The organism is Microcystis sp. LE19-131.1A, from assembly GCF_027532015.1.
GTDB classification, from domain to species: Bacteria; Cyanobacteriota; Cyanobacteriia; order Cyanobacteriales; family Microcystaceae; genus Microcystis; species Microcystis ichthyoblabe_A.
The window spans coordinates 1-13,804 of sequence record NZ_JAPZSS010000178.1 but is presented as its reverse complement, the minus strand read 5'-3'; the positions used below and the strand labels follow the sequence as shown (position 1 = coordinate 13,804).

The 13,804-nt window shown below is 44.7% G+C and carries 13 protein-coding genes, 1 tRNA gene and 4 pseudogenes; 8 read left to right on the top strand and 10 right to left on the bottom strand.

The annotated features are described in order from the left end of the window. Positions 1-120, top strand: a pseudogene (locus O9323_RS13980) (IS5/IS1182 family transposase); the annotation flags it as partial. Between the two features lie 15 nt (positions 121-135). Beyond that, positions 136-972, top strand: a pseudogene (gene arsM / locus O9323_RS13975) (arsenosugar biosynthesis arsenite methyltransferase ArsM); the annotation flags it as partial. 189 nt (positions 973-1,161) lie between these two features. Here arsM and O9323_RS13970 read toward each other — a convergent pair. The 7 genes from O9323_RS13970 to O9323_RS13940 all read right to left on the bottom strand — a co-directional run bounded on the left by O9323_RS13970 (position 1,162) and on the right by O9323_RS13940 (position 5,089). After that, on the bottom strand, positions 1,162-2,409 hold the full coding sequence (locus O9323_RS13970) for a glutamate-5-semialdehyde dehydrogenase (RefSeq protein WP_193979165.1): 1,248 nt from the start codon (positions 2,407-2,409) through the stop codon (positions 1,162-1,164). 10 nt (positions 2,410-2,419) lie between these two features. Then, positions 2,420-2,827: a hypothetical protein gene (locus O9323_RS13965; protein WP_002775337.1), complete on the bottom strand. Its 408-nt coding sequence runs from the start codon at positions 2,825-2,827 to the stop codon at positions 2,420-2,422. Between the two features lie 171 nt (positions 2,828-2,998). After that, positions 2,999-3,070, bottom strand: a tRNA-Gly gene (locus O9323_RS13960). A 71-nt stretch (positions 3,071-3,141) separates the two neighbouring features. Continuing rightward, entirely contained in the window at positions 3,142-3,378 is a 237-nt protein-coding gene (locus O9323_RS13955; protein ID WP_002775335.1) for a hypothetical protein, read from the bottom strand. 29 nt (positions 3,379-3,407) lie between these two features. Beyond that, a complete protein-coding gene (gene ribH, locus O9323_RS13950; protein ID WP_002734236.1) occupies positions 3,408-3,953 on the bottom strand; it encodes a 6,7-dimethyl-8-ribityllumazine synthase in 546 nt (181 codons plus the stop codon). Positions 3,954-4,082: 129 nt separating this feature from the next. After that, positions 4,083-4,271: a photosystem II reaction center protein PsbZ gene (gene psbZ / locus O9323_RS13945; RefSeq protein WP_002732865.1), complete on the bottom strand. Its 189-nt coding sequence runs from the start codon at positions 4,269-4,271 to the stop codon at positions 4,083-4,085. 362 nt (positions 4,272-4,633) lie between these two features. Beyond that, positions 4,634-5,089 (bottom strand): CopD family protein, encoded by a 456-nt coding sequence (locus tag O9323_RS13940; RefSeq protein ID WP_287232563.1) that lies wholly within the window; start codon positions 5,087-5,089, stop codon positions 4,634-4,636. Positions 5,090-5,202: 113 nt separating this feature from the next. Between O9323_RS13940 and O9323_RS13935 the strand changes: the two genes are divergently transcribed. Further along, entirely contained in the window at positions 5,203-7,902 is a 2,700-nt protein-coding gene (locus tag O9323_RS13935; RefSeq protein ID WP_288125294.1) for a CBS domain-containing protein, read from the top strand. Here the strand turns inward: O9323_RS13935 and O9323_RS13930 are convergent. Further along, on the bottom strand, positions 7,899-8,063 hold the full coding sequence (locus O9323_RS13930) for an Asl3888 family RNA-binding protein (RefSeq protein ID WP_002733784.1): 165 nt from the start codon (positions 8,061-8,063) through the stop codon (positions 7,899-7,901). The genes O9323_RS13935 and O9323_RS13930 overlap by 4 nt on opposite strands. 112 nt (positions 8,064-8,175) lie before the next feature. Next, a complete protein-coding gene (gene rbp / locus O9323_RS13925; protein ID WP_002731511.1) occupies positions 8,176-8,469 on the bottom strand; it encodes an RNA-binding regulator in 294 nt (97 codons plus the stop codon). Positions 8,470-8,710: 241 nt separating this feature from the next. On the opposite strand from rbp, the gene pheS reads away from it, so the two are divergent. From pheS to O9323_RS13910, 3 genes are all read left to right on the top strand, one after another. Continuing rightward, positions 8,711-9,715 (top strand): phenylalanine--tRNA ligase subunit alpha, encoded by a 1,005-nt coding sequence (gene pheS / locus O9323_RS13920; RefSeq protein ID WP_004157930.1) that lies wholly within the window; start codon positions 8,711-8,713, stop codon positions 9,713-9,715. Between the two features lie 13 nt (positions 9,716-9,728). Beyond that, complete coding sequence (locus tag O9323_RS13915) at positions 9,729-10,073, top strand: DUF4870 domain-containing protein (protein WP_004157929.1); 345 nt, start codon at positions 9,729-9,731, stop codon at positions 10,071-10,073. Positions 10,074-10,147: 74 nt separating this feature from the next. Then, entirely contained in the window at positions 10,148-11,266 is a 1,119-nt protein-coding gene (locus O9323_RS13910; protein ID WP_004157928.1) for an NAD(P)/FAD-dependent oxidoreductase, read from the top strand. Positions 11,267-11,321: 55 nt separating this feature from the next. Here O9323_RS13910 and O9323_RS13905 read toward each other — a convergent pair whose 3' ends face one another. Beyond that, positions 11,322-13,148, bottom strand: a complete 1,827-nt coding sequence (locus O9323_RS13905) for an RNA/DNA-binding domain-containing protein (RefSeq protein WP_288125293.1) — start codon at positions 13,146-13,148, stop codon at positions 11,322-11,324. 219 nt (positions 13,149-13,367) lie between these two features. Between O9323_RS13905 and O9323_RS13900 the strand changes: the two are divergent. Then, positions 13,368-13,569: pseudogene (locus tag O9323_RS13900) on the top strand (helix-turn-helix domain-containing protein); the annotation flags it as partial. After that, positions 13,568-13,684, top strand: a pseudogene (locus tag O9323_RS13895) (cytidine deaminase); the annotation flags it as partial. The pseudogenes O9323_RS13900 and O9323_RS13895, both read left to right, overlap by 2 nt. Between the last annotated feature and the right edge of the window lie 120 nt (positions 13,685-13,804).

Here is a 13,804-nt window from a genome sequence, read left to right as displayed (position 1 = left end):
TTTAGAATTTTATCATCAAGATACAGGAATCGGAGACGACGTTTTGGTCTGAGATTTAATTTAATCGCTGGCATTTACAACTACGAACTTGCTTTAGGCTATAATCAAGTAGCTGAATAAGACTTTTGCAGGAGGTCTTATGGTTGTGGCACGACGGTGCAGGTTAATGAATTGGGCAATTCTCCCAGGGTTTTGTATGTGGGTGTGGGTGGTGGTTTAGAAGCACTGCAATTCGCCTATTTTTCCCGTCGTCCGGGGGGAGTCATTGCGGTGGATCCAGTGCCGGAAATGCGTTGGGCAGCCCAAAGAAATCTCGGCGAAGCACTGCCAGAAAATCCCTGGTTTAGTCTCGATTTTGTGGAAATTAAAGATGGTTCCGCTTTTGAATTGCCGGTGGAGGATGCCTCCGTCGATGTAGTGGCGCAGAATTGTCTTTTTAATATCTTTAAACCAGCCGATTTACAGTTAGCTTTACGCGAGGCTTTTCGCGTCTTAAAACCGGGAGGACGTTTACTGATGAGTGATCCGATCGCCCCTCGTCCAATTCCTGAACATTTGCAAGAAGATCAGCGTTTAAGGGCTATGTGTCTATCGGGGGCCTTGACCTACGATGATTATATTCAACAGTTGATTGCTGCTGGTTTTGGTCAGGTAGAAATTCGGGCCCGTCGTCCCTATCGTTTACTGGACTGTCAGAGTTATAATTTAGCCAAGCCGCTCCTCTTAGAAAGTTTGGATTCCGTTGCTTTTAAAGTAGCTATTCCCGAAGATGGGGCCTGTATTTTTACCGGCAAAACTGCTATTTATACTGGTACGGAGGCAATTTTTGATGATGGTGCTGGGCATATTTTAGCCAAAGGATTACCAGTGGCCGTCTGTGATAAAACTGCGAGCAACTTAGCTCGTTTGTCTCCCCAAGATATCCTCATCACCGAGTCCACTTGGCACTATAATGGGGGCGGTTGCTGTTAAAAAAGTACGGTCGAGGCAAGTTCGATCCCTCAGTTATCAGTTATCAGTTATCAGTTACCAGTTACCAGTTACCAGTTTTCAGTTTTCAGTTACCAGTTATCAGTTATCAGATGTGAGTTTTCAGTTCACTGATTACTGTTTACTGTGGACTGGACGGCTACGCCGTGCCTTTGGCAACACTGAAAAAAACTAGCCTTGCACTACCTGTTTAAGGGTGGTAAAGGTTTCTAGGTTGATTAACCCCCGGCGCTGGCCTTTTTGGTTGGAAATGCCCAAAAATACCGATTCTCCCTGTTTGGGATTGCGATCAAATCGGGGTGAAGAATTGATATAAACTAAAGCACTATCGGACTCCATGGCGAATTGACGACTTTCTCGATAGGATTCGGTGACAATACAATCCGCATGACCGCTACTATACTTATTAATCCAAGCGATCGCATCAGTGAGGGTATCCACTAACCTAAAGGCCACCGTTTTTTCTAAATAGGGTCTTTGCCAATCATTATCGGTAGCAATAGTTAAATGTTCGGGAAAATCCGCCGCTAATCGGGTATCTCCCCGCAATTTAAAGCCTTTTTCCTGCAAACTTTTAAACAAACGACTTAAAGTTGAAGAATTGTGATGGGGACTAATTAAAACTTTTTCGATCGCGTTAACCGGATCTGGTATGCTGCCATGACTATCGATAATTACCTGACGAGCTAACTCCAAGTCGCCACTAGGAGACCAATACAAATAACAGTTTCCCATGGCCGCACGCAAAACGGGAACGGTAGCCAATTGACTCACCCGACCGATTAAACTAGGGCGACCGTAGGGAATAATCAAATTAACATAATTTTCCTGGGTCAGCAACTCCTCTAGGGAGGGACTAGAATCACAGGGTAAACCACTCACACAATCCACGGGTAAACCCACATCTTCCAATGCTTCTTGGATAATTTCCGTAATCACCTCATCGGAATGACTAGAGGCATTGGAACCGCGAATAATCAAACTATTGCCACTTTTTAGGGAAAATCCCGCCGCTACCATCGCTAATTCCGGAAAACCTTCATAAACGAAGGCAATCACTCCTAAAGGCATCCTTTGGCAATAGGTTTGGGAAGGATTGAGTTGATAGGCTGCGTTAATTACCTGTTGCAGCGGATCCGATGCTTCCGCTAGTTGTTGTAATACCTCCACCGTCGTCTCTAAACGTTCGGGAGTTAACCGTAGCCAGCGAATCATTTGTTCTGAGACAGCCATCTCTCGACTGACTTCTAAATCGAGGGTATTGGCTTCTAAAATACGATCAAAGCCAGTTTTAATGGCATTAGCGATCGCAATTACTCCGCGATTTCTTTCATTGCCATTAAATTGACCTAGAGCCAGAAAAGCATTGTATGCTTGCTTAAAGATCGTCAGGGGGGGGATGGAGGAACTTTCGATCATAGATTCTTGTCTAGCGTCGATAGGCTAACCAAAAGATTAACGCGGGCAAAATAACTAATAGCATAACTAGAATTGCCCCAAAAATCACGCTTACCCCTGGCGGTGATTTTAAAATTAAGGGTAGCCAGACGACCGATAATAACAGAATTATCCCCACCATCAGGGGTAATACCTCTTGTGCAAGGCGCCGATTCGTACTCACCCAACGAAATCCCGTCCAGCGCCAACTGCGTTTATAGGGATAGTGGGGGGCTAATTGTTCGATAATTTGGCCGTTTTCCTGTACCACAAATATCTGTTGACAGCGATCGCATCCAAAGGCATCGGTCAATAAAATCGGGCATAATGTCCCTTTCCGACGACAGGGACAAGGATAGTCTTGGTGTTGGTCGATTTTGGTATATTTATGCGGTCGCACAAGCTAAATTTTTGTTTATAAACGGTTGTTTTTAGTCGCTCGTGGTCAATAGCTCAGGGATTCAATGGTTGCCCAAAATCCTCAACCCTATTGCTCACGGATAATTCCCATCTTAAGGGATATCCCTAAATTATTCCTACTAATCTTAAGAGCTATTTCAAGATTTTTTCAAGCGGGCAACGCGATTCGAACGCGCGACATTCACCTTGGCAAGGTGACGCTCTACCACTGAGCTATGCCCGCAAGCCGTTTTTTTACACTTCCCTAAGTATCCCAAATCTCAGAGCATTTGTCAAGTGGTTTGGAGCATTTTTTTACAATAATTCATCTTCTGGCCAATCCCCCAAACCGGTAATAGCTTCGAGAACCACTTCTATCTTAGCCTGTAGTCGGTTGAACTGATGTTGCAAGCGATCAAAGCACTTGTCAATGGCGGCGAATTTTTCAGTGATAGGGCGTTCCATAGCCTCAAAAGCTGCCGTAATCGGCCCCTCTGGTTCTAAATCTAATTCCAGAGTCTTGATTCTCTCGACAGCGGGGAGTGGGGACAACTAAAACCCTAAATGCTGGGGGAATTTTCTTAGCCTTCCATCAGTGCCTGTGGGGGATTATTTTCCAATAATTCTAGGGGTTTATCTTCATCCCGGGGGCGCAATTGACGCATGAGACTAGCCATTTCTAGGGCAGATAGGCCATAATTCCAGCCCAAATTACTTTTAATCCCGGCCCGTTCGAGGGCCTGTTGTAGAGTATCAGTGGTGAGAATACCGAAGACAACGGGAACACCTGTCTGAAAAGCGGCCGCAGCGATGCCTTTAGCAGCCTCGGCAGCAACGTAGTCAAAATGGGGCGTTTGTCCGCGAATAATTGCCCCTAGACAAATAACGGCATCATAACGGTGGGAAAGGGCGACTTGACGGGCTACCATTGGCACTTCAAAGCTACCCGGTACCCAGATATAATCCACTTGTGTGCCATCGGGATTAACATCAACCCCGTGACGCTTGAGACAGTCTTGACAGCCTGATAACAGTTTATCAGTGACCAGATCATTAAAACGACCAATCACGATCGCAAAGTGCAAGGACGATATATCCTCGGTAAAATTTCCCTCAAAAACAGTCATAGGTAAAAGGGGTTAGGGGTTGGGGAGAAGTGGGGTGTGGGGTGTGGGGTGTGGGGAGAATACTGACTCCTGACGACTGACTCCTGACGACTGGCTCCTGACTCCTGTCCCCCGTCCCCCTGATCAAGACTAAATCACTAAAAAGTTTAAAATAGCGACGGCAACGACTAAAATCGCCCAAATTGCCGAACCCACATAGAGAAGGGGTTTCGATTGATCCCAGTTTTGGGGGGAAGCATAGGCAACGGGGACACCAATCACCATCAGCAAGGAAAATAAAACTAAGGCAATGAGAAAAAATTGAAAAACAATAGACATGATTGGGTTCTCCTAAAGCAGTTGATCTTTATCTAGATAATTCTCCCAGATTTGATACTTGTATGGAAGAGCCTCGCTTCCACTCAACTTAACTGGACGATCCTTTCTCTAAGTCCTCCCTGAATCAGGGGTTCCCAGGAGATATCCCTGTCAGACCGAATCCACGAGCATTTTAATTTTACTGCCACTGACTATCTAGCCCCAGCGGGTTCTAAAATTTTTTTGATGTCTCCATCCTTGCCAAAAGCAGCATGGCAAGGGTTAGGTGGGGGAATTGACTCTCTGTGATACCCTGCTCAGATTACCCTATTTTTGCGTTTTCGCCAAACCAGCCCTAGAAAGGTCTCCAGACTGCTGAACTGCTAAAAGCTAATGGTCAAGCCCCCCAAACGGATGCCAGCACCAAAAATGACGAACAATACTGCTAGAGTGGTGACGGCGACTATGTGCAGGGCGAGGACATTTAAGTTTTCCTCGCTCAGTTTAGGAATGAGAAAAAAGCGGGAATGAAGGGCTAAGATGAGAGTTAATAACAGTAAAGCTAACTTAATTCCTATATAAACCGACAAAAAACTATCAAATGACCAAAAATCACGAAATCCGGGCAAATAAATCCAAGTCAGTCCCAGGCCTGTTATTACCTGCAACAATAGCGCAGATAACCCAAAACCTTCAAAATATTGCTCAAATTGACGAATTCGGTCTGGTTCTCGGTTTTTGAGGGACTGGGGTAGAACGGTGACTGCCAACAATAAATGACCACCGGCCCAGACGGTCGCCCCTAGGGTGTGGAGAATTACTAGAATTTTGAATAACATGGGTTTCTCTCAGTCATGATTTGCTAACTTATAGTTCTTGACCCGGTTATTTCCGAGTATTTAGTAACAATAGATACAGAAAAAATCTCGCTAACTTCTCCTTACTAAAAAATATGGATTTAATTTTATGTCATCAAACGGCGGATTTTGACGCTTTGGGGGCAGCGGTGGGTTTATCGTTGCTGAAAGCGGGTAGTCGCATTGTGTTAACGGGGGGAGCGCACCCAACGGTGAGGGAATTTTTAGCCCTGCATCGGGATGAATTCGCTTTAATTGAAATGCGTAGTGTTAATCCGGCCTGTATTCGCTCTTTAATTATCGTTGATAATCAGTGGCGGGAGCGTCTGGGAAAAGCTTCCCAGTGGCTCGATTTAGGGCATTTACAGGCGATCGAATTGTATGATCATCATTTGGATAGTGAAAGCGATATTCATGCCTCTAGCGTCCATTTAGAAGCGGTGGGAGCCACCACGACTTTAATTGTCGAAGCTTTACAAAAAGCCCAGATTAAACCAAACTCGATGGCAGCGACGGTAATGGCACTCGGTATTCACGTTGACACGGGTTCCCTGACTTTTGCCGGTAGTACCCCCAGGGATGCCTATGCTTTGGCTTGGTTAATGACCTGTGCTGCTAACATTAAAACGATCGCCCAATACTGTCAACCGAGTTTTTCCCCGCGCTTACAGGAGTTATTTAGCCTTGCTTGGGAAAATCTAGAGATTAAAACGATCCATGACCGTAAAATCGCCCACGTTCTTCTCCATACTGCCGATTTTATCCCCGGTTTGTCTAGTGTGGCCGAGCGCCTACTGGAATTATCCGATAGTGATGCGCTACTTTTTGGCCATAGTTATAGTAAAGACGAGGAAGATAAGTCCCGACAGCGTTTAACTGTGATTGGTCGCTCTAGAATCGATGGAGTGAATCTATGTCAGCTTTTTTCCCCCTATAACGGCGGTGGTCATGCTCAGGCCGCTTCGGTGAGTTTTCGCGATGTTCAGCCAGTTCAACAGTTAAACCAACTGCTGGGGGACTTAATTGCTCAAATTCCTCCTTCTCCCACTGCTAGGGATTTAATGTCTTCTCCGGTGCGAACAATTCGTCCCGATACTTCCATATCTCAAGCCGAGCGCATCCTTTTCCGTTACGGCCATTCGGGGTTATCGGTGGTAGATGAGCAGGATCGCTTAGTTGGGGTGATTTCTCGTCGTGACCTCGATTTAGCTCTCCATCACGGCTTTTCTCGCTCTCCTGTGAAGGGATACATGACTTGTAATCCGAAAACTATTACCCCCGACACTTCCCTTCAGGAAATCGAGTCACTGATGGTAACGTACGATTTGGGGCGTTTACCTGTACTAGAAAACGGGCAGTTAGTCGGTATCGTCACTCGTACAGATGTATTAAGACAGATTCATCAAAATGAGCGGGTGCGTTTTGAAGGGGTTGCTTTGGTTTCCTGTCTTTTACCGACGATTAAAGAGCGTTTAGAGTCGATTTTATGGTCATTCCTGCAAGCTGCCGCCGCTGCCGCTCAAAAACGCGGTTGGCATCTCTATCTGGTTGGGGGTGCGGTGCGGGATTTATTGTTAGCCACAGAAAGGGATACTTTATTGTTACAGGATATCGATTTAGTGGTGGATGGCTGCCATCGCGCCGCCGGTGTGGGTGCGGGGGTAGAATTGGCTAATTGTTTACGCGAAATTTATCCGGGGGCCCGGTTATCGATTCACGGGGAATTTCAGACGGCGGCTTTGTTATGGCACAAAGATGAGCGTTTTGGCTCGTTATGGGTGGATATCGCTACGGCACGCACGGAATTCTATCCCTATCCTGCCAGTAATCCCCAAGTGGAGGCTAGTTCGATTCGACAGGATTTGTATAGAAGGGATTTTACAATTAATGCTCTGGCAATTCGCCTCACTTCGCCGAAAGAGGGGGAATTACTCGACTTTTTTGGCGGTATGTTGGATTTACGCGCCCAAAATATCCGGGTTTTACACGCTAATAGTTTTATCGAGGATCCGACGCGCATCTATCGAGCGGTGCGTTTTGCCACTCGGTTAGGATTTGTTATTGAACCCTTGACAGAAAACTATATTAGGTATGCGATCGAAAGTGGAGTTTATGATCGCTCACGGCAACAAAATCAGAATGCACCCGCTTTACAGTCCCGTTTAAAAGCGGAGTTGAATTATATTTTAGAGGCGGATTACTGGGAAAGTGCCTTAGAAAAGTTGGCCGATTTGGGGGCTTTGCACTGTTTACACGGGGATTTAAGTTTAAATCGGGCTTTATGGCGACAATTGCGCTGTCTTAGTCGTTGGTTAGATTGTTTAAGTCTGGAATTGCCAGTGAATGCTTGGTTAATGCGGTTGGAATTATTAATCGCTTCTCTGGCTGTGGGGGAAAGAATAGCGATCGCTAATAATTTACAATTGCCTAAAGATACTGTGGAGCGTTTACAAAAACTAGAAGTTATGGAAAGGGAGATTAGCAATAATTTTGCTTATGATCGACCCGTTAGTCAAATTGTCAGCTTTTTCAATGGTTATCAGGTTCCTAGTTTGTTATTGGTGGCGGTGAGGAGTGAGACTAGGATTCGGGGTTTAATCTGGCAATATTTAACTAAATGGTCGCAGATTGAGGCTCCTATCGACGGCAATGACCTAAAAGCTTTGGGTTATCAACCAGGTCCCGGGTTTAAATCGTTACTTGCGGCGGTATTGGGGGCAACTTTAGATGGAATAGTCAGCAATAAAAGCGAAGCCAGGGCTTTTATTGCTAGATTAACTAAGTCAGCAGATTAGGTATCGGCTGCCCCTTCATTTTCCGAAGATTGTCTTTGATCGCTGGAATAACCGCCTCTACCTCCTCTGGTGGTGGTACGATTAGAAGCAGCCCGGAATTGACGAGCGTAGGCGCGGTTGCGTTCAGCTTTTTCTTTTTTCAAATTACGACGTTTAGCCACAAGAATCTCCTTGGGATATTAGATAGACAAGCGGGGAAACGAGCGATCGCTTCCCCTGTTGACAATGAAAAGAAGTTAGGTAATCATAGCCTAGAATGGTTACGATTGGGGATTAGTAGCGACGATCTCGATTGCGATTGCCACCACCGAAGGAAGATTTGGGTTCTCTTTCACGAGCTTGATTGACTTTTAATTCTCGCCCCATCCATTGAGCGCCGTCAAGAGCGGCAATAGCCTTCGTTTCTTCCTCTGGGGTTTCCATTTCCACGAAAGCGAACCCGCGTTTTTTTCCCGTTTCCCGATCCATGGGGAGGTGAACGCGCTTAATTTTACCGTATTCTTTAAAAACCTCAACTACGTCGTCTTGGTCAACCTCGAAGGGGAGATTACCAACATAAATTGACATAAAACCTATCCTTGCACAGATAAAAACAACAGATTTGTAGAGAACGAAGATTTCGGGAACTAGCTGAACCAATACTAAACAGAAACGCTTTGACCATTAATACTGACAACGAGCCGCAGTGCCGACTTTTATTCTCAACTTCCATCCTAGCACATAGCTATTAGCTTTGATCGATGCTGCCGCTCCCGCCACCGGAGCAGATAAACTAGACTAGAATGCTGCCCTATAAAATGCCCTAATTATGAGTTTATCCCCCCATCCGATCGAAACTGCCCTAAAAACCCTGGCAGGGAAAGCGGAAAATTCCATCGAAGAAACAACAACCCTAGAAGACTTAGAACAGCTAAGGGTGAATTATCTCGGTAAGAAAGGAGAATTATCGCAGATTTTACGCGAAATGGGCAAATTAAGCCCTGAAGAGAGACCACGCCTCGGTGCGATCGCTAATGAGGTCAAAGAATTAGTACAATCGCTGCTGGAATCCCAGCGAGAAAGTCTCCAGAATGCCCAAATTAAGGCGAAATTAGCGGCGGAAACCCTAGATGTCACCCTACCTGCTCTTAGCCGTCCTTTAGGGCGAATTCACCCCTTAAATAGCACAGTTGATCGCATGATCGATATTTTCGTCGGTCTGGGTTACACCATCGCCACTGGGCCGCAGGTAGAAAGCGATTATTATAATTTTGAGGCTTTAAATATCCCTGCTGACCATCCGGCCCGGGATATGCAGGATACTTTTTTCTTGAGGGATGGTCGTTTATTGCGGACCCATACCTCCCCGGTGCAGATTCGCTACATGGAAAGTCACGAACCCCCGATTCGGATTGTGGCCCCGGGCCGGGTTTATCGTCGCGATACCGTGGATGCAACCCATTCCGCGGTTTTCCATCAAGTGGAATTATTAGCGGTGGACCGGGGATTAACTTTTACGGATTTGAAAGGAACAATTAAAGAATTTCTTAAGCAAATGTTTGGGGCCGATTTACCAGTTAAATTCCGCGCTTCCTACTTCCCTTTTACTGAACCCTCGGCCGAGGTAGATGTACAGTGGAAAGGCAAATGGTTGGAGGTGATGGGCTGTGGTATGGTGGATCCCAATGTCTTAAAAGCAGTCGGTTATGACCCCCAAATCTATACGGGTTTTGCTGCTGGTTTTGGCGTGGAAAGATTTGCTATGGTATTACATGAGATAGACGATATTCGCCGTTGTTATAATAGTGATATCCGCTTTCTCCGCCAATTTTAGGGGGATAAACCCGATGGTCAAGAGTGAAGATTTAACCAAAAAAAGACTTCTATCCGTGGCTTGTCATGCTTCGATCCTTTTGAGTGCTACGCTGGTATCGGTGGGGATTCCCTTAGCTATTTATTTCATTTCTGATGATGGAACGGTGAAGGAAAACGCCAAAGAAGCTTTAAACTTTCACCTGAATATGTGGTTATACTACCTAATTGCTGGGATTCTAATTTGGGTTTTAATCGGTTATTTGCTTTTAGCGATTCTTGGTGTGGTGAACATTGTTCTCCCCATTCTTGCTATCCTGCAAGTCTGGAAAGATGCTTATAAGGTTTTCCGTTATCCTTTTATTTTCCGGGTTCTGTAATTAATTATCGGGGTTGAAACCTGTTCAACCCTTTTTTAGTCCTATTCCCACTAGAAAAATAGCCTCTGGAGTTTATGACTAAAATTGTCATCATCGGTGCGGGGATAGTGGGGGCTACCATTGCCTACGAATTAAGCGCCATCGAAGGATTAGAAATTACCCTCATCGATGAAAAAAAACCGGGACAAGGAGCAACCGGGGCAGCTTTAGGGATTTTAATGGGGATTATCAGCCATAAAACTAAAGGTAGAGCCTGGAAACTGCGGCAAGAAAGTTTAAAACGTTACGAAACCCTCCTTCCTGAGCTAGAATCCCTCACCGGACTGACTATTCCCTGTAACCGTGATGGTATTGTCCTACTGCGATCGAGTGCCGAAGACGAAGAAAATTGGCGCAAGTTAGCCCAAATACGCCAAGAACAGGGATATTGTCTAGAAATCTGGGATAAAGAGACTTTAAACCAAAAATGTCCCCAAGTGGCCAGCGATCATCTCCAGGGTGCTATCTATTCTCCCAGTGATCATCAAATTAACCCAGTCCTGCTCACGGAGGCTCTCGTCACTGCTGCGGCAAGAAGGGGGGTTAAATGTCAATTTGGGGTAAAAGTTGAAAATTTTGGGAAGACAGAGCTTCATGGCTCTAATTTGAGGCAATGCACCCACGTTTATAGTTTTAATGGTATAGAGGAAAGCGACTTTTTGATTCTTTCTGCGGGAATCGGTTCCACTGCTTTAACTGAAACTCTTACCCATCCAGTGGAGATCCGACCGGTTTTAGGGCAAGCTTTACAGATAAAATTGACGCAACCCTTAGAAAGTTCCGATTTTAAGCCGATTTTAACGGGAAATGACCTGCATATTCTGCCTTTGGCCGGAGCAGAATACTGGATTGGAGCAACGGTGGAATTTATGGACGAAAAGGGCGAAATTATCGCCGATACTGCCCTATTAGAGCAAGTGTATCAACAGGCGATCACTTTTTGTCCCTCTTTGGCTGCGGGTGCGATCGTGCGTACTTGGTCCGGTAAGCGACCGCGACCGGAGAAAAAATCCGCTCCCATCATCGAATATTTGCCCGGATACGATAACGTTATTCTGGCCACGGGACACTACCGCAACGGGGTTTTATTGGCTCCTGCTACCGCTAAAATCGTCAGGGAAATGTTAAGTGATAAGTTAGCTATCGATCGCTAAATTAGTGGCTTGCCGATGTAGTCCCCTTAATCTCTCGGATTTGAGGAGCGGGTGTTTACTCATCTTGCGCTGATAGGAAATGCGATCGAGATACTGTTCGATAAGCTTGTTGAGGATGGTTCCTTAGTTGGGGGTGTTTAAGCTCCAGCAATCCCTCATCTATCATCGGGTTGACATAGTGATTACGAATAGTATCAGGTTCTCTTCCGAGCAGTTGAGCTAATGTTCCGAGGGGTAGATATTGTTGGGAGCATAGTTCAAGAATCACTTTTCGTACCGAGTCTTTACTAATGCGGCCTTTTCTGCGTATGGGTTCAGCAATTGCCTCTAACTGTTGGTAATGTTCGGAGCTTGGTGGGTAATGTTCGGAGCTTGGTAATAGAGAAAGTTGCGCTGAAGAATTCTGGTTCGGTAGGGTGTAGCGTGTTCCCCGACACTTACCTGACTGGTGTAACCAGCCATTTTGAACTAAATTACGAAGGCGTTCGCTAATATCTCTGGGATGTTCTGATCGATAACGCTGAATGTCAGTATTACTAATTTCCTCAAACTGATGCGCTAATACTAATATTATCCTATCAAGATCACCTAACTGACGGTAAGCATCCCCGATAATCCTTTTTAATTCCACTTCAACTGCTTCGGGAATAAAACTTGTCATCGGTAAATTAACAGATGTAACTTCTAGGTCAAGTTTTTCCGAAACTAGGGGACTCAACCATTGTTGTTCTTTCCAAGCACGAAGAATTTTCCCAAATCCAGAGCCAGCTTTTTCACCTAATCCGAGCATTTGAAACATTTTTTGTAGATGAGGATTACGAGGATCGCTAGTACCGCCTTCATAGAGACGCTGTAGGGGAATTCTCAGACGACCAGGATTAGAAAACAGATAGCCATCGATAGATTTTACCACCTTTATAGGCCGTGACGACTGGTGATCGGCGTGGATTAAAGTATTAACTAAAGCCTCTCTTAAAGCTTCATGAACATGGGTTTCATCTTTACGAACGGCATCTTTGTCTAATTGAAAAGGAACATCTAAATTATTAATTAATCTGCCATAAACACGATAATAAGAGTTAAGTAAATTAGCTTCCCATTTACCATCAAGAGTTAAGCGATATGTCCATCTTTTTTCAGGATCGTCAGATAATTTTTCCTGATAGTCGAGACTATAATGGGGGAAAGCATCTAAAATACTGCGTTCTCGTCCAAACATGAGTAAACCCGCTACAGTTAATCCTTCTTTGCTAGAATTTCTATCTCGTCGCCATCCTCCTAACTGATGGAGTAATTGTTGATCATTGTATGCTAACCAAGGATGATCGGGTTCGCGATTGCTGAACCGTTGGCGAAATACTTTCAGAGTATCAGGATCAATATCGTTGAGATTAAAATTATCTAAAACTTGAAAATCTTGAGGTTCATTGCTGGCATCGCGAAACATTTGCTCTATTTCCTCCTTATGACAGCGATAATCTCCCTCATAATTTCGCTTATATGTACCAGTCATTGGGTTATTGTTAATATATACAGGACGCTGAGTTCGGGTAGCTCTAGGAATATGAATAATGAGAAGCTGATATTCATTAATCTTTTTTACTTCTACGTCTGAATTAGAACAGATAGATATATTCAGTTTTTGTCGGTTGTTGTGGTTATCCCAAAACTCTTGTTGAAGATTTTTAGGGTTACGCACTCCTGTAATTTCTAATCTAGGTTTCTTTTCGCTAACACCCAAAATAATGTAACCGCCATCGGTATTAGCGAAAGCTGAAAGAGTTTCCCAAATGTCTTTTGGCAAGCCTCCCTCGGCTGATTTAAACTCATATTCTTGGTCTTCTCCAATATCAATTTGCTGCAGTATTGTGTCAATTTCCATGCTAAAATTCGGCGATAAATTTATGGATGCAGTTTTTGCGGTGAAAATGAGCAACTAGCCTGAGTTCGAGGTCGGCTAAAACTCTGAGACTATCGTCGGCTGAAAGTTCGATGTAGAAGTCATGGTAAAAGATACTTAAACAAAACTGATCTTAAATCGCCAATTCAAAAATGAAACGCACGACTCCTTAAGAGTTGACAGAGAAAGGCTCATGAGGTATTGTCCGATCAATGCAACAACAAATCCCAAAAACTAAGCCACCAACATCTTAACATAGAACAAAGAAACTTGCTCTACCAACCTAGTCAAGAGGGAAATTTATCTCAACGGCAAATGGCCGTCTTGCTCGGATGTCATCAAAGCACGACCAAAGGGATAATTAAGAAGTAATCAAAGTTGCCTCGGATGCTATCTAGCCGATGACCCTATCTGAACAAGAAAGACAACAACTCTGTGACACTGCTCGGGAAGTGGCGAAACTTTCCTATTCTCCCTATTCCCGTTTTCGGGTGGGGGCAGCAATTCTCATTTTAAAAAGTAACAAGTGATACAGACAGAAACAAAGCTTTAAGCAAGCTACAAAATGCGCTCCCGCGAGTGCGACTGCATCGCAGAGAAGTGAGTATATAGAGTATTTATACTCAAAATATTTGAAA

Coding starts and splice junctions, on each gene's coding strand:
- O9323_RS13970 (WP_193979165.1), bottom strand. CDS start 2,409: ATGATCGAAAGTTCCTCCATCCCCCCCCTGACGATCTTTAAGCAAGCA.
- ribH (WP_002734236.1), bottom strand. CDS start 3,953: ATGACTGTTTTTGAGGGAAATTTTACCGAGGATATATCGTCCTTGCAC.
- psbZ (WP_002732865.1), bottom strand. CDS start 4,271: ATGTCTATTGTTTTTCAATTTTTTCTCATTGCCTTAGTTTTATTTTCC.
- O9323_RS13940 (WP_287232563.1), bottom strand. CDS start 5,089: ATGTTATTCAAAATTCTAGTAATTCTCCACACCCTAGGGGCGACCGTC.
- O9323_RS13935 (WP_288125294.1), top strand. CDS start 5,203: ATGGATTTAATTTTATGTCATCAAACGGCGGATTTTGACGCTTTGGGG.
- rbp (WP_002731511.1), bottom strand. CDS start 8,469: ATGTCAATTTATGTTGGTAATCTCCCCTTCGAGGTTGACCAAGACGAC.
- pheS (WP_004157930.1), top strand. CDS start 8,711: ATGAGTTTATCCCCCCATCCGATCGAAACTGCCCTAAAAACCCTGGCA.
- O9323_RS13915 (WP_004157929.1), top strand. CDS start 9,729: ATGGTCAAGAGTGAAGATTTAACCAAAAAAAGACTTCTATCCGTGGCT.
- O9323_RS13910 (WP_004157928.1), top strand. CDS start 10,148: ATGACTAAAATTGTCATCATCGGTGCGGGGATAGTGGGGGCTACCATT.
- O9323_RS13905 (WP_288125293.1), bottom strand. CDS start 13,148: ATGGAAATTGACACAATACTGCAGCAAATTGATATTGGAGAAGACCAA.